Origin of the sequence: Streptococcus sp. 2741, assembly GCF_013276315.1 — a bacterium.
Taxonomy (GTDB): domain Bacteria; phylum Bacillota; class Bacilli; order Lactobacillales; family Streptococcaceae; genus Streptococcus; species Streptococcus pseudopneumoniae.
This window is the reverse complement of the sequence record NZ_VMKU01000031.1, coordinates 6607-24778: the sequence shown is the minus strand read 5'-3', so window position 1 is coordinate 24778 and position 18172 is coordinate 6607. Positions and strand designations below refer to the sequence as shown.

Genomic DNA, 18172 nt, shown 5'->3' with positions numbered 1-18172 from the left:
CTCGACATGGCTGTGCCCCCTCTTTGATGTAATCTAATGCTCGCTGTTTAAAATCTGTACTATATGCCATAGCTTTATTATAACATGCTTGTTTGAAACTAAGCAACTATAATGGTCAGCACATCGTCTAGTTTTCCTGCCTTGAGATAGTTGATAGAGGACTGAAGCGTCACTCCATCAAGTCCCAGCGAGATAACCACCAAACCACTGATTTGGTCACATAGCGTGAATAGATAGCCACCATGGGCATTGCCATAGTAATTGAGCGACGAGTTCACTACTTTGGTCGTCACCACAACGTGACCATCTCTCATTTTTTCAATTTCGTAATTTTCAAAGGCAGATATAGCGTCAAAATGAAAGTCTTTCATCGTTTCCTCCTGATATTTCAAACGACACTATGATACTACTTTTTATAGGACTGTGCAAGGAGAAAGCTCCTAGTCTAGTGAAATTCCGACATGTTCCACAAAGCGCATAAAGGCTGTCTGCCCTTGTTCTGTCTGCTTGTAGACTCCTGCATCCTCAAGTACACGCACAAAGATAGCACCCACAGAGTCCTTGACGATTGCAAGGGCTTTTTCTTTATCCGTTAGGTCTGGATGTTGGGATTTGAGTTGGTCTGCCCACTCCTGATGATAATCGGCAACTGTAACAGCTTCTCCTACAAGATAGCTAGCGACTTGCTCCACTTCTTCTTTCAGACGTGGTGGCAAGATTGCCAAGCCCATGACCTCAATCAAGCCGATATTTTCCTTCTTGATATGTTGGACATCCTTGTGGGGATGATAGATGCCATCAGGATGCTCTGCTGAAGTCTGATTGTCTCGCAAGACCAAGTCCAACTCAAACTGTCCATCACGCTTACGCGCTATTGGTGTGATGGTGTGATGCGGTGTCCCGTCTGTCTCTGCTAAAATCTGCACACTAGAATCTGAATACTGACGCCATTCCTGGAAAATCTTATCAGCTAAGTTAATCAAATCCTCTTTGGAATCCGAAGTCAAGCGTAGGACAGACATTGGCCACTTGATAATTCCAGCCTTGACCTGCTCAAAACCAGCAAATCGGAAGGTCTTTTGCAAGGGAGCCAATTCCATAGGAAATACGTGACGGCCTCCCTGATAATGATCATGAGTTAGAATAGAGCCCCCCACAATCGGCAGGTCGGCATTAGATCCAGCAAAATATCCTGGAAACTGCTCTACGATAGCCAACAGACGTTCAAAACTCTGACGACTAATGGCCATGGGACGATGCTGGCCATCTAAAAAGATACAATGCTCATTAAAGTAAGCATAGGGCGAATACTGGAACCACCATTCCTGACCAACCATTTCAAAACGGATAATCCGGTGGTTGCTGCGAGCTGGGTGGTTGACCCGACCATGGTAACCCTCATTCTCTAAACAAAGTTGACACTGAGGATAATTACTAGCTTGCACCAACTTGGCTACCGCAATCTCTTTCGGATCCTTTTCAGGCTTAGAGAGATTGATGGTAATTTCAAGTTCTCCATAATCAGATGGAACACGATAAGCGATATTTTTAGCAATGGCCTTGAGTTTGATATAGTCATTTTTCCGACTGAGTTGATAAAAATCCGCTATCGCTTGCTCAGGAGAGTAGGCATAGGCTTCCCAGAAGTCACGATTGACCTGACTCGGACAAGGGGTCACCAAGTCCATCAATTCAGCACCAAGGATTTCACGCGCAGTCTGACTATCCTCAATCGTCTCTAATCGAACGGCTTCCTCAACTAGCTGGTCCTTGAGGTCAATCAATTTATCCAGATTGGTCTCAACTTCCAAAACACCTTCTCCCACTCGTGCCAAAACACGATTGGTCAGGTAGATTCGATCCATTTCCTCAAATGAACTTTCAGAAATGACATGTGTTACAAATTTATCTACTAAGGTCACTATAGAGCCTCCTTTTGACTAGTCAAGGACGCGAGTGCCACCTGCAACTTCAGCGATATAGAAGCTTGGAGCGTATCCAACTACTTCCTCGTAGTGTTTGCCTACAGCTTCCTTAAAGGCCTCAACAGTATCTTTTTGAACCAAGGCAATGGCACAGCCACCAAAACCAGCCCCTGTCATACGAGCACCGAGAACTCCTTCTTGTGCCCAAGCTGTGTGAACAAGGGTATCTAATTCCAAACCAGTTACTTCATAATCATGCTCCAGAGAAACGTGTGACGCATTCATCAAACGACCAAATGTTTCCAAATCACCTGCTTGAAGGGCTGCTTGAGCTTTAAGGGTACGTTGGTTTTCAAGCACAGCATGGCGAGCACGTTTCAAACGATTTTCATCTTTAATCAGGTAGCTATATTGATCAAAGGCCCACTCGTCTAATTCACCCAGGGTCTTAATATCCAAGGCAACTTGCAATTCTTCCACTGCTTTTTCACACTCAGCACGGCGTTCATTGTACTTAGAGTCCGCCAATTCACGGCGTTTGTTAGTGTTCATGATAACAACGACATTGTCCTTCAAATCAAGTGGCACCAAGTCATACTCTAAAGTGTTAGTATCTAAGTAAATAGCACGTTGGTCTGCACCCATACCGATAGCAAATTGGTCCATAATACCAGAGTTGACTCCGATAAAGTTGTTTTCTGTTTGTTTTCCGATTTTAACCAAATCGAGACGCTCTAATTTTAAATCAAAGAGATGCTCTGCCACAACCCCTGTCAAGAGTTCCAATGATGCTGAAGAAGACAAACCAGCACCATTTGGGATATTCCCATAAACATAAAAATCAAAACCTTTGTCAATCACATGCCCAGCTTCTTGCAAGAAATGAAGGACACCTTTTGGATAGTTGGTCCAGTTGTGCTCTTTTTCAAACTTGAGGTCAGCGAGAGGCACTTCGATAATGCCCTTGTCCTCAAAGTTAGCTGAGTAGAAACGCAAGACTTGGTCGTCACGCTTGCGAGCTGCACCGTAAGTTCCCAAGGAAATAGCGGCAGGAAAAACGTGCCCACCGTTGTAGTCTGTGTGCTCACCAATCAAGTTGATACGACCTGGTGAAAAGAATGTTTGGTCTGCTTCTTGACCAAAAACAGCAAGAAAGTCTTTACGAAGAGCTTCTGCAGTAAGATCTTGTGTCATATGATTTCTCCTTTGACTGTCCGTTAAGTCACCTTAACGTGTAATCGTTTTCTTCTATTGTATCCAAGAGATTTTCCAAGGTCAATCCTTTTTACTAAACTTTTACTAAAATATCGGTAAAAGGCAGAAAAATATGATATACTAACCTAAAAGGAGGAGGATTTATGGCTACCTTAAAAGACATTGCACAGCTAGCCTCTGTCTCTATCGCGACCGTATCCCATGTCCTAAACCGCGACCAGAGCCTATCTGTTACAGAAAAAACCAGACACCGTATTTTAACTGTTGCTGAAGAGTTGGGCTACACTAAGCACCTCAAGACAGGCGAGTCCCACAAACCCAAGCAAAAGATTGCCATTATCCAATGGGTCAGCGAACAAGGAGAGCTGGATGACCTCTACTACTACCAGATTCGCCTAGGCATAGAAAAAAGAGCCCAAGAACTGGACTATGATATCTTGCGCTATTTTAATGACCATCCTTTTACCCTAAGCGAGGAAGTGATTGGGATTCTCTGTATCGGAAAATTTAGTCGAGCTCAGATTTCTGCCTTTGAAGAATACCAAAAGCCTCTTGTATTTCTAGACAGTGATACACTTTCCATGGGACATACCTGCATTATTACGGACTTTTACACTGCTATGAAACAGGTTGTCGATTATTTCCTCAGTCAAGGGCTGAATCGCATTGGGATTCTAACAGGTCTTGAAGAAACAACTGATCAAGAAGAAATCATTCAGGACAAGCGTCTGGAAAACTTTAAGAACTACAGTCAAACAAAAGGAATCTATCATGATGAACTGGTCTTTCAAGGAAGCTTTACTGCCCAGTCTGGTTATGACCTGATGAAGGAGGCTATTCAGAGTTTGGGAGACCAACTCCCACCAGCATTTTTTGCAGCTAGCGATAGTTTAGCTATCGGCGCCCTCCGTGCCCTTCAAGAGGCTGGAATCAGCCTGCCAGATCGTGTCACCCTCATTTCCTTTAACGACACTAGTCTGACCAAACAGGTTTATCCTCCCCTTTCTAGCATCACGGTTTATACTGAAGAAATGGGTCGAGCAGGTATGGATATTCTTAACAAAGAAGTACTCCACGGTCGGAAAATACCTAGCCTGACCATGTTGGGAACCAAACTGACATTAAGAGAAAGTACCCTAAATCAAGAATAGGATAACATAAAAAACGAATAGAGTTCTAAAACTCCTATTCGTTTTTTATTCGATTACAATCATAGACTTAATTGTCTTACGTTCATCCATATCTTTGTAGGCTTGGTCGATATCTTCCAGTTTATAACTTGAAGTAAAGACGCGACCTGGATTGATATCACCATCAAGGACGGCTTTTAGTAAAAATTGCTTATCGTATGTTGTAGCAGAAGCTGCCCCACCTGCTACAGAGATATTTTGCATAAATGTCGAACCAAGAGCACGATTATTATAGTGTGGGACTCCTACAAAGCCCATACGCCCTCCATTATGAAGAACACCTAGCGCCTGTTCTATAGCAGCCTCCGTACCAACACATTCAAGTGCTGCGTCTGCTCCTCCACCGAGGATTTCACGCACCTTGGTAATTCCTTCTTGACCACGTTCTGCAACAACAGCTGTCGCACCTGACTCCATAGCCATCTTTTGACGGTCTTCATGACGGCTCATAAGGATAATTTGTGATGCTCCACGCATCTTAGCCGCGATGACAGCACATTGACCAACAGCCCCATCACCGATAACAACAACCTTGTCCCCTTTTTGAACATTTGCAACACGCGCCGCATGATAGCCTGTCGGCATGACATCTGCAAGAGTCAAAAGGGACTTGAGCATCCCTTCTGTATAGTCAGAAGGTTGACCAGGGATTTTAACCAGCGCCCAGTTTGCATAGTGGAAGCGAATATATTCTGCCTGAAAATCACCCCCCAAATTATTGCCAATATGATTGTCGCAAGAACCGTCAAATCCAGCAAGACAGGCATCACACTCACCACATCCATGTGTAAAAGGGACAATCACAAAATCACCTGGTTTCACCGTCGTAATGGCTTCCCCAGCTTCTTCAACAATCCCAATCGCTTCGTGTCCACTATTTTTGTGTCCAGCTTTCGTTTCTGGATTACGGTACCTCCATAAATCTGAACCACAAACGCACGCACGAACCACACGAATAATCACATCATCCGCTTCTATTATTTGCGGACGTTCAATGCTAGCAAGTCCAACCTGACCTGCCTTTGTATATACTGCTGATTTCATTTAAAATTTTCCTTCCTTATAAAGTTTAATTTTGAGATTTAAGCGATTTAAAGCCGTCTGTAACTGAGACAAGCGCTCCTCTAATTTTTTCTTTTCCTCTTCTAAAATACCAAGCCTCTCCTCTCGCGTTTCATCCCCCTTTTGGTAGAGCGACATATAGTCAACTAAACTGTCTACAGAGACACCTGTCGAACGAAAACACTTAATAAATTCCAGCGCTTCTATATCCTGATCTTGAAAATCACGAATCCCAGTTGCAGTACGAGTAATCGGTGGCACAAGACCAACCCGTTCATAATACCGAATCGTATCCGCTGAAATTCCCAACAAATCACTGGCAGATTTAATATTCATAGGCTAACCTCCTCTCCTTTCATTCACTGAGTTTAAGCTACTCTAACTCACTTATCTTATTATATAACTTTGAGTTGACTCCAAGTCAAGCATTTTGCACCTAATCGAAAAATTTTTATCATTAACAATCATATATCTGGAGTTTATACAATGCTCTTCTCTTACCAATTTTTGAAATATTTAAATAATAAAGAAATTACTCTATTCCAAATAAGATAGTACCCAAGTATTTTTCACTTTTTTCTAATGTTGATGCTCATAACTCCGTTCCAAGTCACACACCTTTCGCTTATGGGTTTGGTGAGTTTCTAGGTCAGCATCAATTTCAATGGTAATATTTTGAAAACCACAATCTTTTAGGAAAATTCGAATAGACTCTTTACAAGTTTCCATATGTTCCATTTCTTTTAGACAAACATGGACAATGGCATTTTTTTCCAAAGCATCCATAGTCCAGAGATTAAGCTGATTAAGGCTGGCCACATTGTCCAATCGCTCCAGGCCACTCTTTACTTGCTTGATATCAAGACCTTCTGGCACAGCATCCAAGAAAATCTTGAGTGTAGACCAAAAACGTGGAAGGGTTTTTGAAAGAATAAAGAAAGAAATGACAAGGGACAAAAGAGGATCTAGGATATACCAGTCCGTAAATCGAAGAACAATCGCCATCAGGATAACAGCTACCCACCCTAGCGTATCTTCCAGAAAATGCAAACTCAGAATAGACTCATTCTTTGTCTTTCCCTTACCAACCACCAGACTCGCTAACAGATTGATAGTAATCGCAATAATTCCTAACCAGAGAATCCCCTCATCATTGACTGGTTGCGGATGCAAAATCTTCGTGACATTTTCCAAAATGACTAGAACAGAGCCCGTTACGAGAATCACAGCTGTTACCAAGGCTCCTAGCAGGCTAAACCGCTTATAGCCCAAGGTGTACTGATTGTCTTCTTCACGATTGGAGATTGTTTCTAGAAAAGCTGATATTCCAATTGCAATCGCATCTCCCAAGTCATGCACAGAGTCAGCAAGAACAGCGCTAGAACCAAATACTCCACCTGCAATAAACTCAACAATGGCATAAGTCAAATTTAAGAAAAAAGCCACCCAAACAGCATATTTTGCCTTCATATTTCTCATTCCTTTGTTATAATAGATTTATGAACACCTTGTTCATTATCATTATCCACTAAAACTCAAAGAAAGGATAGAAGCAAAACGTCAGCTTTATTCAGTTCTGAACAATTTGCCTTAAGTGTCCATATGACTAACATTGACCGCCGTATCAGCAAAACCAAAAAAGCCATCTATCAAGCTTTTATACAACTTTTGAATGCTAAGGGTTACGAGGCCACTACTGTTCAGGATATCATTGATCTCGCAGATGTGGGACGATCCACCTTTTACTGTCACTATGAGAGTAAGGAGCTTCTTCTGGACCAGCTCTGCCGCTACCTCTTCCATCATCTTTTTGAAAGAGAGCAAGCCATTTCAACCGAAGATTACCTAGCCCACCTCTTTCTGCATTTTCAGAAAAACCAAGACCATATCACCAGTCTACTATTCTCCAAAAATGACTATTTCCTCCGTCAACTACAGAGAGAGCTTGAGCACCACGTCTATCCCATGCTGGCTGCTGATTTGAAGCAAACTCACCCAAGTCTACCTACTTCTTACCTCCAACACTTGGTCGTGTCCAACTTTATCGAGACATTGACCTGGTGGCTCAAAAAAGGTCAAGATTTCACAGACCAGGAAGTTGTCCAATTTTATCTAGACCTTCTCATTCCTAAAAATTGAATATAGAGTAAAGCTCAGTTGTCTTATTTCTAGGTTACTGAGTTTTTTATCTTTTCAACAACAAAAGAGGACCCGCCGATCCTCTTTTTCATACTATAAATCCTTGATTATCAACTATATCTGTTTTAATCGAAATCTCAAAACAGCACTTTCAAACATCTTTTCCTAGTTAAGTAAATCAGTATTCTGCTTAGCTGCCTTGCTCCATTGATACCAACCAACTAGACTGTTAATGAGATAAATTAGATATTTCCCTTGAATTTGCAGGCTTTCTCCCCACCAGAGATAGATTGAAAAGACATTGGTAGCCGCCCAGAATATCCACTGTTCACGGTAAACAGCTGTCATGAGGATTTGCCCTACCCCATTGGTTGCATCTGTGATTGAATCACGATAGGGACGATTGGCACCAATAGACTGATAAATGAAGCCAAAGGCCAACCACCAAAGCACACTAATGGAAAGATACTTTGTCCAGCCCTTGCCGTCCAGTTTACGCGCGACAAACTCCTGCTTTTCCTTCTTAAACTGTGCCTGATAAATCCAAACTAGAAGTCCAATTGGCTGCATGACTGTGAAGTAAAGTGTCGTCAGCACCTCACCATAAAAGCCTTTCTGTAGGGCCAAAATAAGGTAAATAACAGAGTTAATCAAGCCAAAAAGATAATTACTTGCTCGACCTTCCGATACAAAGATTACACAGATAATCCCTGTCAAGCTACAAATCATCCCAATCCAGTCAACAATACGATGTTCGTAAACCAACTCCAGCCAGAGAGGAAAACTTCCTAAAACCAGCAAATAAATCCACTGGGCAAAACTACGATGGGCAAAGAGGTCATCCCAGATAGCCTTCATAGTTCCTGAAAATCCTAAATCAGCCATAGCCGCAACCATACGACGGTAACCACCTGACATTTCACCTAGGGTTGTTTTGATATTTTCAATTTTCTTTTGCAAATAAGTATGCATCATTTCTCCTTTTGTTTTTAAAGAGCCGTGTCTGGATAGACTTTCGGACGCAACGCTCTATTAGATAATGAACTGCCTATACACAAGATTTCTAACCTTAGTCGACATGAGCTGAAACCCCTTATTTGTTAAGTAGTTCACAAAATATTATACACCTATTTTATGAATAGTCAACTGTCTTTACAGTAAAATTTTAGAAAATCATGAAAATTTTCTCTTTCTTTCCATTTTAAGTGACATTCAGTCATTCTCACATCAAAAAAGCCCAGACGAAATTGTCTGAGCATTCTTTTATCTAGTCGTTTAAGGAAGTTGAGTTCAGTATGTTTAAAGTCTCTACCCCATCATTTCTTCAACAAACCTTGTTCTTGTAGAAATTCCTTGGCTACTTGTTCTGCTGACTTGCCTTCAACACCGACTTGATAGTTGAGCTGGCTCATCTGGCTTTCAGTAATTTTACCAGCCAATTTATTGAGAACTGTTTCCAACTCTGGATGTTTCTTGAGAAGAGCTTCTTTCATCAGTGGAGCCCCTTGATAAGGTGGGAAGAGTTGTTTGTCATCGTCCAATACCTGTAAATCATAACGTGCCAACTCTGCATCGGTTGAATAGGCATCCGTGATTTGAATATCACCTGACTGAATTGCCTGATAGCGAAGGGCTGGCTCCATGGTCGCCACATTAAGATTGAGACCATACATTGACTGCAAGCCCTTATTTCCGTCTTCACGGTCATTAAACTCGAGAGTAAAACCTGCCTTCAGCTGCCCTTCCACTTTTTTCAAGTCCGAAATGGTCTTCAAGCCATATTCTTGAGCAATCTTTTTCGGAACAGCTACAGCATAGGTATTTTGATAAGACATGGGTTTGAGATAGGCTAGATGATCCTGTTTGGCAATACCATCACGCGCTACATCATAAACCTGCTCTGGCTCATGACTCACTTTCGGTGATGGCTGAAGTAAACTTTCAGTCACCGTTCCTGTAAATTCAGGATAGATGTCAATATCGCCTTTTTTCAGAGCTTCATAGAGAAAGCTTGTTTTCCCAAAATTTGGTTTAACAGTCGCAGTCATACTGGTATTTTCTTCAATGAGGAGCTTATACATATTGGCCAAAATTTCTGGTTCTGGACCCAATTTCCCAGCAATGACCAAGTTCTCTTTCTCTTTTTGAGCTAAGAGGGCTGGGCTATAAGACAAACCAAGCAATATGGTCACCAAGGCAAAACCAGAAAAAATCGTCCGCAATTTTGCTTTTTCCATCACTTTTAGTAGGAAGTTAAAGGCAATGGCAAGCACTGCTGAAGAAAGGGCCCCAATCAAAATCAGACTGGCATTATTACGGTCAATTCCCAAAAGGATAAAGGAACCTAGTCCCCCAGCACCAATCAAGGCAGCCAAGGTTGCCGTACCGATAATCAACACTGCTGCCGTCCGAATCCCAGACATGATAACCGGCATAGCCAGTGGAATTTCAAACTTCTTGAGTCGCTCCCATCTAGTCATCCCAAAGGCAATCCCAGCCTCTTGCAGACTCGGATCAATTCCCTTGAGTCCAGTGATGGTATTTTGTAAAATCGGAAAGATCGCATAAATTACTAGTGCTGTCAAAGCCGGCAAGGTTCCAATTCCCATCAAGGGAATAAAGAGCCCCAACAAGGCCAGAGACGGGATGGTCTGGAAAATCCCTGCAATCTGTAAGACCCAATCCGCCAACTTCTCATGATAGCGAAGATAAACAGCCAAGGGAATCGCAAGCAAAATAGCTAGTAACAAGGTCAAAAGTGACAACTGCAAATGTTGAGATAGGGCTGTCAACCAATCACCAAAACGATCCTGAAAAGTTGCAATTAAATTAGTCATGAATACTACCTCCAAACAAGTCTGCAACAAAGTCTGTTGCAGGAGCTTTTAAAATAGTCTCAGGATTCGACACCTGACGAATCTCTCCATCCTGCAAGACAGCAATACGGTCCGCCAATTTCAAAGCTTCATCCGTATCATGGGTTACAAAAATCGTTGTCATCCCAAACTCTTTATGCAATTCTTTTGTCAGAACCTGCAACTGTTTTCTCGAAATAGCATCAAGAGCCGAAAAAGGCTCATCCATGAGGAGAATCTTAGGCTGACCAATCATAGCACGGACAATACCAACCCGTTGCTGTTCTCCACCAGATAGTTCACTAGGCAAACGATGCCCATACTCAGCTACTGGTAAACCAACCTTGCCCAAAAGCTCTTCTGTTTTCTGAGCAATTTCTTCCTTAGTCCAGCCCTTCATCTCAGGAATCAGGGCAATATTTTCCGCAACCGTTAGATTTGGAAATAGGGCAATGGCCTGTAAAACATAACCAGTAGACAGACGAAGTTCACGCTCATCATAGTCTTTGATGCGCTTGCCATCCATATAAATATTTCCATCAGTCGGTTCCAAGAGACGGTTAATCATCTTAATCATGGTCGTCTTACCTGAGCCAGATGGCCCAACTAAAACCATAAATTCCCCATCCTCAATCTGTAAGTTGACATCTCTCAAGACATCCTTTTCTGTGTAGCGCAGTGCTACATTTTTGTATTCAATCATTCTTTGTCCTCATTTTAAAACTTTCCTCGATTGGTCATGTCTTCTACCTTAGGCATGACTTCCTTATTGTCCCAATGCTCTACAATTTTTCCATTTTCTAAACGGAAGATATTGTACTGGGCATAAGCAAGGCCATCAATCTGAGTCTGACCATAACTAACCACATAGTTTCCTTGTCCTAAGAGTTGGAAAACAAAGTCGAAAGCGGCCTTTACTTATAAACAGCTAATTTGATCTATTTTAATCCTCTTTTGCCTTCTCTTTCAGATTCGCCAAAATTCTTTCTTGAAAGGCTTCAAATTGCCGAATTTCTTCCTCTGAAAATCCTTTGTAAAAGATCGTATCCAATTTCTGACTAACACGATGCCCCACTTCTTTCTGGGACTTGCCTAACTCCGTTAAAACTAAATACTTCTTACGCTTGTCTTTTCCACACGGACTAACAATTACAAGCTTTTGTTCCTCTAGCTTTTTTATCATAGTCGTCAGCGTATTATTCGCAAGCCCAGTCGCAAGCGCGATATCTGTCGCAGTTGCGCAGCCAGTTTTACTATTCCATAAAACCGCTAAAATCTTACCCTGCTCACCCCTATAAAGAGCCTCAGGATCTTGGCTCAGTAACTTCTGAAAAATCCGCCCATTCAACAAACGAATATGATGGGCTAGCAAATGACTATCTTTCATAACACCTCCAATTATTTCGATATCGAAATGAATAGAATAATTGTAACACTTGTCCTTTCAACTGTCAACTATTTCGATTTAGAAATAATTTTTGATAATGATTTACATCACCATACTCCGGTTCAACTAACTTTTAACGAGAGTTTCTAAACTCCTTCGTCCTCCAGTCTACAAAAGCCTTCCATCTGTACTATACTATATTTTATGAGGAGTCACGTTTTTCCTATCAGACCATTTATTTTAAAGATAGAAGTCAATCATAATTGCTTCCATCTGTTCTTTTATAGTATATTGAAGTTGGACTAGGGCACTGTATCTTCTAAAACATCGATAGAAAGCGATTTAATTCCCCCAATCAATTTGTTCATATCTTATTTCATCCCGCTATAATTTCACCTTACCCTATCTTTTTCGTAGCACCCTTCAAACAGCCTATACCCTACCGTTTGACGATTCCTCACTTCGCTCCACTTCCATTACAGAAGTTTCCTCACTACTATGGGTTCGGCTGACTTCTCATGATTCCTTGTTACTACGCTTTCAGCGCTCATGAGACCTCACGGGATAAGTCCTACATCTTTCCTCGTTTATACAAGATATGAGGACGTTAAAAGGTTAGAGTGAAAATAGGAAATCTGACGCAGAGTCTTTAGACTCTAGAAAGATTTATCTTTTTCACACAAACCTTAGTCCGAATTCAATTACTCTCGTGATTTACGCATATAGGTTACGACTACCTTTTTGGACTTTAGAGTTTCTGGCCCCCTTATCCGCTATATACGCCTTACTATCACCTTCCTGTTCGTAGAGCCACGATTTCGCTATCCCTTCCTCTAACGATTCTTATTTCCAGTGTCAGACTTAAAACGGTCTATCTCCAGACCGTTTTAATCCGCTACCTCACGATAGTCAGGCTTAGGAATCGCTATTGGGTTCACCGGTAGCAGGTGCCCACCGAGGACTTACACCTCAGATGCACGACATGCCCGTCGTACCAAAAAATACTTTGATCCACAATGGAATCAAAGCATTTTAAAAATCTCCCCATACATAAGCGCAGAAGCCGCAGTTCCTCTGTACTTAGCCTCTTCTCTTTTGATAAAGCGGGCCAAGTTGAGCAACTCAGGTGCCGGATGTTTGGGATTCTTGAGCAATTCACGATTGACCAGACCTGAGAGACGGACTGCCAGCAATTGCTCATTTGTAGTAGGCAGTTTTTTTGCAGTCTCTAGGAGAGCAGCAACTAAATCCTCACTCAAATCATGTCGAGCATAATTGTAAAGATCTTTTATAAGGCTTTCTAGGTTTGGTTCTACCATCCCTACCACCTCCCTTATGGTTTAATAATTTTTAATCAAATCAACCGTTGAACGATCCAATTTCTTCACCAAGGCTTGCAAGAAAGCTTGGGCTTCTAGGAAGTCATCCATTGCATAGAGGGTTTGGTGAGAATGGATATAACGAGCGCAAACACCGATTGTTGTAGATGGAACACCGCCATTTTTCAGATGAGCTGCGCCAGCGTCTGTTCCGCCTTTACCACAGTAGTATTGGTACTTGATTCCAGCTTCTTCAGCCGTTGTCAAAAGGAAATCTTTCATTCCTGGGAGAAGCAAGTGACCTGGATCGTAGAAACGAATCAAGGTTCCATCTCCAATCTTGCCTTGACCACCGTAGACATCACCTGCTGGTGAACAGTCAACTGCAAGGAAGACTTCTGGGTCAAACTTGGTTGTAGATGTATGAGCACCGCGGAGACCAACTTCTTCTTGGACGTTAGAACCCAGATAGAGTTCATTTCCGAGTTTTTGACCTGACAGAGCTTCCGCCAACTCGCTCACCATGAGAACACCGTAGCGGTTGTCCCAAGCTTTTGAAATGATATTTTTTTCATTGGCTGTCAAGATTGCAGAACTATCTGGCACGATGGTGTCGCCAGGACGGATGCCAAAGCTTTCTGCCTCAGCCTTATCCGCAAAACCGCCATCAAAGACGATATCTGCAATAGCAGGCATGGTTGGTCCACCCTTTCCACGAGTCAAATGTGGAGGGACAGAACCCGAAATCACAGGAATTTCACGACCGTCACGAGTCAAGAGTTTGAAACGTTGACTGCTAACCACCATAGGATTCCAACCACCGATTTCTACCACACGGAAGGTACCATCTGGCTTGATTTCGCTGACCATAAAACCAACTTCATCCATGTGAGAAGCGACCAAGACACGCGGTGCATCTGCAGCTTCTGAATGTTTAATTCCGAAAATACCACCCAAGCCATCTGTCACCACTTCATCCACGTGCGGTGTCAATTTTTCACGAAGATAAGCACGGACAGGCGCTTCATGACCTGAGATCGCAGCAAGTTCTGTTACTTCTTTAATTTTTGAAAATAATGTTGTCATTTCAGTTCCTTCTTTCTTTCATCCATTTTACCACTTTTTAGAGGAGAAGGATAGTGGGAAGGTGGATAGTTTCTTACTCAGTTTTCCTATAAAAAAGAGAGACAGATATTCTTTCAGGAATTTTTCTTTCTTTTTTACATTAAATTGTCAGAAATTTTATTGACAGATTAGAAAAAACATGTTACAGTAATATCCGCAGGTATCTTTCGATACCAAATCTACATGAAAGGACGGGGTATGAAACTTTCTCATTATTTAATTGGCTTACTTCTGCTCCTAGTCTTTCTCTCTATTAGCATTGGAACCAGTGATTTTTCATGGGGAAAACTCTTTGCTTTCGACCAGCAGACCTGGCTACTATTTCAGGAGTCCCGTCTTCCAAGAACCATCAGTATTCTCCTTGCGGCCTCTAGTATGAGTATGGCAGGCCTTCTCATGCAGACCATCACTCAAAATCAGTTTGCTGCTCCGAGTACAGTTGGAACCACTGAAGCCGCCAAACTGGGAATGGTATTGAGCCTCTTTATCTTTCCGTCTGCGAGTCTAACCCAAAAGATGCTCTTCGCTTTTGTTTCATCCATCATATTTACCCTCTTCTTCCTAGCCTTTATGACCATTTTTACTGTAAAGGAAAGGTGGATGTTGCCTCTGATTGGAATCATCTATAGTGGGATTATCGACTCAGTCACAGAAGTTATCGCCTATCGTTTCAATCTGGTTCAGAGTATGACTGCTTGGACCCAAGGATCCTTCTCCATGATTCAGACCCATCAGTATGAGTGGCTCTTCTTAGGCCTCATTATCCTGATAGCCGTTTGGAAATTATCCCAAACTTTTACCATCATGAATCTAGGAAAAGAAACCAGTGAAAGTTTGGGGATTTCTTACTCCCTACTTGAAAAACTAGCTCTCTTTCTGATTGCATTAACGACAAGCGTCACCATGATTACCGTGGGTGCCTTACCATTTCTTGGAGTTATTGTTCCCAATCTTATTCGCAAGCGTTATGGAGATAATCTGAGTCAAACCAAACTCATGGTCGCACTGGTTGGTGCCAATCTAGTTCTGGCTTGCGATATCCTATCCCGAGTTCTGATCAGACCCTATGAGTTGTCTGTCAGTCTCTTGCTAGGAATCATTGGTAGCCTCGTCTTTATCCTACTTCTCTGGAGAGGGGGACGAAAAGATGCAGACTAAAAGCAAACATACCAAGCTCTTCTGGATTCTCATTATTCTTGCCATCGGAGCTTGTCTTCTCTACTTTTGGCCCATCACTCACTTGTCAGCCTTTACTTGGAAGTTGCGTTCCCAAAAGATCATCGTTTATCTCTTGGTAGCCATCGCGACTGGGATTTCGACCATTAGTTTTCAAACCCTGACGGAAAATCGATTCCTGACGCCTAGTATTTTAGGAATCGAATCCTTCTACGTCCTACTACAAACCCTACTACTGGTTTTTGAAAGCAAGTTTCTTCAACTTGGTAAGTCCCCTATCTTAGAATTCCTAGTCTTACTTCTTGTCCAATCCCTCTTCTTTCTTGCCTTACAAGGCTACTTGAAGACGCTGATGAAGCAAGATCTGGTCTTCATCCTGCTGATTTGTCTAGCGCTCGGAAGTCTCTTTCGAAATATCAGTACCTTCCTTCAGGTCCTGATGGATCCAAACGAATACGATAAACTGCAGAATAGTCTCTTTGCCTCCTTTCAACATCTCAACACTTCCATCCTAGCCATTGGTTCTCTGATTATCCTTGCTTTGACAATCTTTTTCTTTCGGAAAGCAGTCATTCTGGATGTCTTGCACCTACAAAGAGAAACGGCTCAAATATTGGGGCTCGATGTTGAAAAAGAACAGAAAGAACTCCTCTGGGGCATCGTGCTTTTGACCTCAACGGCCACTGCCTTGGTAGGTCCTATGGTCTTCTTCGGCTTTATGCTGGCCAACCTAACCTACCTAATCGTCAAAGACTATCGCCACAAGTTGCTCTTTATCGTAGCCATTCTGATTGGATTTATTAGTTTGACCTTGGGGCAGGCTCTGATTGAACGAGTCTTTGCACTGGAAATTCGCATCAGCATGATCATTGAGAGCGTGGGTGGCCTTTTATTCTTTATCTTACTATACAGGAGGGCGCGTCAGTGAAACTGGAAAACATTGACAAATCCATTCAAAAACAGGATATTTTGCAAGGCATTTCGCTTGAAGTCAGTCCTCAAAAACTGACAGCCTTTATTGGTCCAAATGGTGCTGGAAAATCGACTCTCCTCTCCATCATGAGCAGACTAACCAAGAAAGATCAGGGAGTTCTCAGTATCAAAGGACGTGAAATCGAGAGCTGGAATTCACAAGAACTGGCTCAAGAACTGACTATCCTAAAACAGAAAATCAATTACCAAGCCAAATTGACTGTTGAAGAACTGGTCAGTTTTGGACGTTTTCCCTACAGCCGAGGTCGACTTAGATCAAAAGACTGGGAAAAAATCCGAGAAACGCTAGACTATTTGGAACTGACCAACTTAAAAGACCGCTACATCAATAGCCTGTCTGGGGGGCAACTCCAGCGCGTCTTTATCGCTATGGTACTGGCCCAGGATACGGACTTTATCTTGCTGGACGAACCACTCAACAATCTCGATATCAAGCAAAGCGTCAGCATGATGCAGATTCTTCGACGACTGGTGGGGGAACTCGGCAAGACCATTATCATCGTCCTCCACGATATCAACATGGCCAGTCAGTATGCAGATGAAATTGTCGCCTTCAAGGACGGCCAGGTCTTTAGCAAGGGAAGAACCAATCAAATCATGCAGGCTGACCTGCTCAGTCAACTTTATGAGATTCCCATCACGCTAGCTGATATCAATGGCAAAAAGATCTGTATCTATAGCTAGTAACATAGAAGCTCAAGTTAGAGAACCTTCGGTCTCTTAGTCAATAAGACCAAGAGACTCCCTAAATCGTTATCACATTTTAAAAAGGAGAAATCATGAAAACATCCCTTAAACTTTATTTCACTGCCCTAGTGGCCAGCTTCTTGCTTCTACTTGGTGCATGCAGTACAAATACAAACTCAAGCACTAGTCAGTCGGAAACAAGCAACTCTGCTCCAACAGAGATAACCATTAAAAGTTCACTAGACGAAGTCAAACTTTCCAAAGTTCCTGAAAAGATTGTGACCTTTGACCTCGGCGCTGCGGATACTATTCGTGCTCTAGGATTTGAAAAAAATATCGTTGGAATGCCTACAAAAACAGTACCAACCTATCTCAAAGACCTAGCTGGAAAAGTTAAAAATGTTGGTTCTATGAGAGAACCTGATTTAGAAGCTATCGCCGCCCTTGAGCCTGATTTGATTATTGCTTCCCTACGTACACAAAAATTCGTAGACAAATTCAAAGAAATCGCCCCAACAGTTCTCTTCCAAGCAAGCAAGGACGACTACTGGACTTCTACCAAGACTAATATCGAATCCCTAGCAAGCGCCTTTGGTGAAACTAGTACACAGAAAGCCAAGGAAGAATTGGACAAGCTAGACAAGAGCATCCAAGAAGTCGCTACTAAAAATGAAAGCTCTGACAAAAAAGCCCTTGCCATCCTCCTCAATGAAGGAAAAATGGCTGCCTTTGGTGCCCAATCTCGTTTCTCTTTCTTGTACCAAACCTTGAAATTCAAGCCAACTGATACTCAATTTGAAGATTCTCGCCACGGACAAGAAGTCAGCTTTGAAAGTGTCAAAGAAATCAATCCTGACATCCTCTTTGTCATCAACCGTACTCTTGCCATCGGTGGGGACAACTCTAGCAACGACGGTGTCCTAGAAAATGCCCTTATCGCTGAAACACCTGCCGCTAAAAATGGTAAGATTATCCAACTAACACCAGACCTCTGGTATCTAAGTGGAGGAGGTCTTGAATCAACAAAACTCATGATTGAAGACACACAAAAAGCTTTGAAATAAGCCACTTCAAACTCAATTTAATACTCAATGAAAAT

The 18172-nt window shown here is 42.3% G+C and carries 17 protein-coding genes and 2 pseudogenes; 6 read left to right on the top strand and 13 right to left on the bottom strand.

Annotated features, from left to right (window positions below):
• Nucleotides 1-110: 110 nt before the first annotated feature.
• The 3 genes and pseudogenes from HT671_RS03900 to HT671_RS03890 all read right to left on the bottom strand — a co-directional run.
• A pseudogene (locus HT671_RS03900) lies at nt 111-371 on the bottom strand (PaaI family thioesterase); the annotation flags it as partial.
• A 69-nt stretch (nt 372-440) separates the two neighbouring features.
• Nucleotides 441-1922 (bottom strand): UDP-glucose--hexose-1-phosphate uridylyltransferase, encoded by a 1482-nt coding sequence (locus HT671_RS03895; RefSeq protein ID WP_172923051.1) that lies wholly within the window; start codon nt 1920-1922, stop codon nt 441-443.
• Between the two features lie 18 nt (nt 1923-1940).
• Nucleotides 1941-3119 (bottom strand): galactokinase, encoded by a 1179-nt coding sequence (locus HT671_RS03890; protein WP_172923050.1) that lies wholly within the window; start codon nt 3117-3119, stop codon nt 1941-1943.
• A gap of 164 nt (nt 3120-3283) precedes the next feature.
• Here HT671_RS03890 and galR point away from each other — a divergent pair, with 164 nt between their 5' ends.
• Entirely contained in the window at nt 3284-4291 is a 1008-nt protein-coding gene (gene galR / locus HT671_RS03885) for a DNA-binding transcriptional regulator GalR (RefSeq protein WP_138704770.1), read from the top strand.
• A 45-nt stretch (nt 4292-4336) separates the two neighbouring features.
• Here the strand turns inward: galR and HT671_RS03880 are convergent, their stop codons facing one another.
• From HT671_RS03880 to czcD, 3 genes are all read right to left on the bottom strand, one after another.
• On the bottom strand, nt 4337-5374 hold the full coding sequence (locus tag HT671_RS03880) for a zinc-binding dehydrogenase (protein WP_000833735.1): 1038 nt from the start codon (nt 5372-5374) through the stop codon (nt 4337-4339).
• Complete coding sequence (nmlR, locus tag HT671_RS03875) at nt 5375-5728, bottom strand: stress response transcriptional regulator NmlR (RefSeq protein WP_001022631.1); 354 nt, start codon at nt 5726-5728, stop codon at nt 5375-5377.
• Nucleotides 5729-5971: 243 nt separating this feature from the next.
• The gene (czcD, locus tag HT671_RS03870) at nt 5972-6862 is read right to left on the bottom strand and encodes a cation diffusion facilitator family transporter CzcD (RefSeq protein ID WP_000645109.1); all 891 of its coding nucleotides are present in this window, start codon (nt 6860-6862) and stop codon (nt 5972-5974) included.
• A 132-nt stretch (nt 6863-6994) separates the two neighbouring features.
• Here czcD and HT671_RS03865 point away from each other — a divergent pair, with 132 nt between their 5' ends.
• Nucleotides 6995-7531, top strand: a complete 537-nt coding sequence (locus HT671_RS03865; protein ID WP_000181701.1) for a TetR/AcrR family transcriptional regulator — start codon at nt 6995-6997, stop codon at nt 7529-7531.
• Nucleotides 7532-7696: 165 nt separating this feature from the next.
• On the opposite strand, the gene pnuC is transcribed toward HT671_RS03865, so the two are convergent.
• From pnuC to pepA, 7 genes and pseudogenes are all read right to left on the bottom strand, one after another.
• Nucleotides 7697-8503 carry a nicotinamide riboside transporter PnuC gene (gene pnuC, locus HT671_RS03860; protein ID WP_000557779.1) on the bottom strand — a complete coding sequence of 269 codons (807 nt, stop codon included), beginning with the start codon at nt 8501-8503 and terminating at the stop codon, nt 7697-7699.
• A 344-nt stretch (nt 8504-8847) separates the two neighbouring features.
• Nucleotides 8848-10368 (bottom strand): ABC transporter permease/substrate-binding protein, encoded by a 1521-nt coding sequence (locus HT671_RS03855; protein WP_050207782.1) that lies wholly within the window; start codon nt 10366-10368, stop codon nt 8848-8850.
• The gene (locus HT671_RS03850) at nt 10361-11089 is read right to left on the bottom strand and encodes an ABC transporter ATP-binding protein (protein ID WP_050207779.1); all 729 of its coding nucleotides are present in this window, start codon (nt 11087-11089) and stop codon (nt 10361-10363) included. Before HT671_RS03850 ends, HT671_RS03855 begins: the two co-directional genes overlap by 8 nt.
• Before the next feature lie 14 nt (nt 11090-11103).
• Nucleotides 11104-11292 (bottom strand): annotated as a pseudogene (locus HT671_RS03845) (polyketide cyclase); the annotation flags it as partial.
• 37 nt (nt 11293-11329) lie between these two features.
• A complete protein-coding gene (locus HT671_RS03840) occupies nt 11330-11773 on the bottom strand; it encodes a MarR family transcriptional regulator (protein ID WP_000655206.1) in 444 nt (147 codons plus the stop codon).
• A gap of 1022 nt (nt 11774-12795) precedes the next feature.
• The gene (locus tag HT671_RS03835; protein ID WP_119942647.1) at nt 12796-13092 is read right to left on the bottom strand and encodes a bacteriocin immunity protein; all 297 of its coding nucleotides are present in this window, start codon (nt 13090-13092) and stop codon (nt 12796-12798) included.
• A gap of 21 nt (nt 13093-13113) precedes the next feature.
• On the bottom strand, nt 13114-14178 hold the full coding sequence (gene pepA, locus HT671_RS03830; RefSeq protein WP_000209170.1) for a glutamyl aminopeptidase: 1065 nt from the start codon (nt 14176-14178) through the stop codon (nt 13114-13116).
• Between the two features lie 237 nt (nt 14179-14415).
• Here pepA and HT671_RS03825 point away from each other — a divergent pair, with 237 nt between their 5' ends.
• The 4 genes from HT671_RS03825 (at nt 14416) to HT671_RS03810 (ending at nt 18137) form a co-directional block, all read left to right on the top strand.
• On the top strand, nt 14416-15375 hold the full coding sequence (locus HT671_RS03825) for an ABC transporter permease (protein WP_000777228.1): 960 nt from the start codon (nt 14416-14418) through the stop codon (nt 15373-15375).
• A complete protein-coding gene (locus HT671_RS03820) occupies nt 15365-16321 on the top strand; it encodes an iron chelate uptake ABC transporter family permease subunit (protein ID WP_100104249.1) in 957 nt (318 codons plus the stop codon). The genes HT671_RS03825 and HT671_RS03820 overlap by 11 nt, the downstream gene beginning before the upstream one ends.
• Entirely contained in the window at nt 16318-17070 is a 753-nt protein-coding gene (locus HT671_RS03815; protein ID WP_119947243.1) for an ATP-binding cassette domain-containing protein, read from the top strand. Before HT671_RS03820 ends, HT671_RS03815 begins: the two co-directional genes overlap by 4 nt.
• 95 nt (nt 17071-17165) lie before the next feature.
• Nucleotides 17166-18137, top strand: a complete 972-nt coding sequence (locus HT671_RS03810) for a siderophore ABC transporter substrate-binding protein (RefSeq protein ID WP_000858270.1) — start codon at nt 17166-17168, stop codon at nt 18135-18137.
• Nucleotides 18138-18172 lie beyond the last annotated feature (35 nt).

Bases quoted from the DNA above. Each gene is read 5' to 3' on its own strand.
- HT671_RS03865 (WP_000181701.1), top strand. From the start codon at position 6,995: ATGACTAACATTGACCGCCGTATCAGCAAAACCAAAAAAGCCATCTAT.
- HT671_RS03820 (WP_100104249.1), top strand. From the start codon at position 15,365: ATGCAGACTAAAAGCAAACATACCAAGCTCTTCTGGATTCTCATTATT.
- HT671_RS03850 (WP_050207779.1), bottom strand. From the start codon at position 11,089: ATGATTGAATACAAAAATGTAGCACTGCGCTACACAGAAAAGGATGTC.
- HT671_RS03825 (WP_000777228.1), top strand. From the start codon at position 14,416: ATGAAACTTTCTCATTATTTAATTGGCTTACTTCTGCTCCTAGTCTTT.
- HT671_RS03880 (WP_000833735.1), bottom strand. From the start codon at position 5,374: ATGAAATCAGCAGTATATACAAAGGCAGGTCAGGTTGGACTTGCTAGC.
- HT671_RS03835 (WP_119942647.1), bottom strand. From the start codon at position 13,092: ATGGTAGAACCAAACCTAGAAAGCCTTATAAAAGATCTTTACAATTAT.
- HT671_RS03840 (WP_000655206.1), bottom strand. From the start codon at position 11,773: ATGAAAGATAGTCATTTGCTAGCCCATCATATTCGTTTGTTGAATGGG.
- pnuC (WP_000557779.1), bottom strand. From the start codon at position 8,503: ATGCATACTTATTTGCAAAAGAAAATTGAAAATATCAAAACAACCCTA.
- HT671_RS03810 (WP_000858270.1), top strand. From the start codon at position 17,166: ATGAAAACATCCCTTAAACTTTATTTCACTGCCCTAGTGGCCAGCTTC.
- czcD (WP_000645109.1), bottom strand. From the start codon at position 6,862: ATGAAGGCAAAATATGCTGTTTGGGTGGCTTTTTTCTTAAATTTGACT.
- nmlR (WP_001022631.1), bottom strand. From the start codon at position 5,728: ATGAATATTAAATCTGCCAGTGATTTGTTGGGAATTTCAGCGGATACG.
- pepA (WP_000209170.1), bottom strand. From the start codon at position 14,178: ATGACAACATTATTTTCAAAAATTAAAGAAGTAACAGAACTTGCTGCG.
- galR (WP_138704770.1), top strand. From the start codon at position 3,284: ATGGCTACCTTAAAAGACATTGCACAGCTAGCCTCTGTCTCTATCGCG.
- HT671_RS03890 (WP_172923050.1), bottom strand. From the start codon at position 3,119: ATGACACAAGATCTTACTGCAGAAGCTCTTCGTAAAGACTTTCTTGCT.
- HT671_RS03855 (WP_050207782.1), bottom strand. From the start codon at position 10,368: ATGACTAATTTAATTGCAACTTTTCAGGATCGTTTTGGTGATTGGTTG.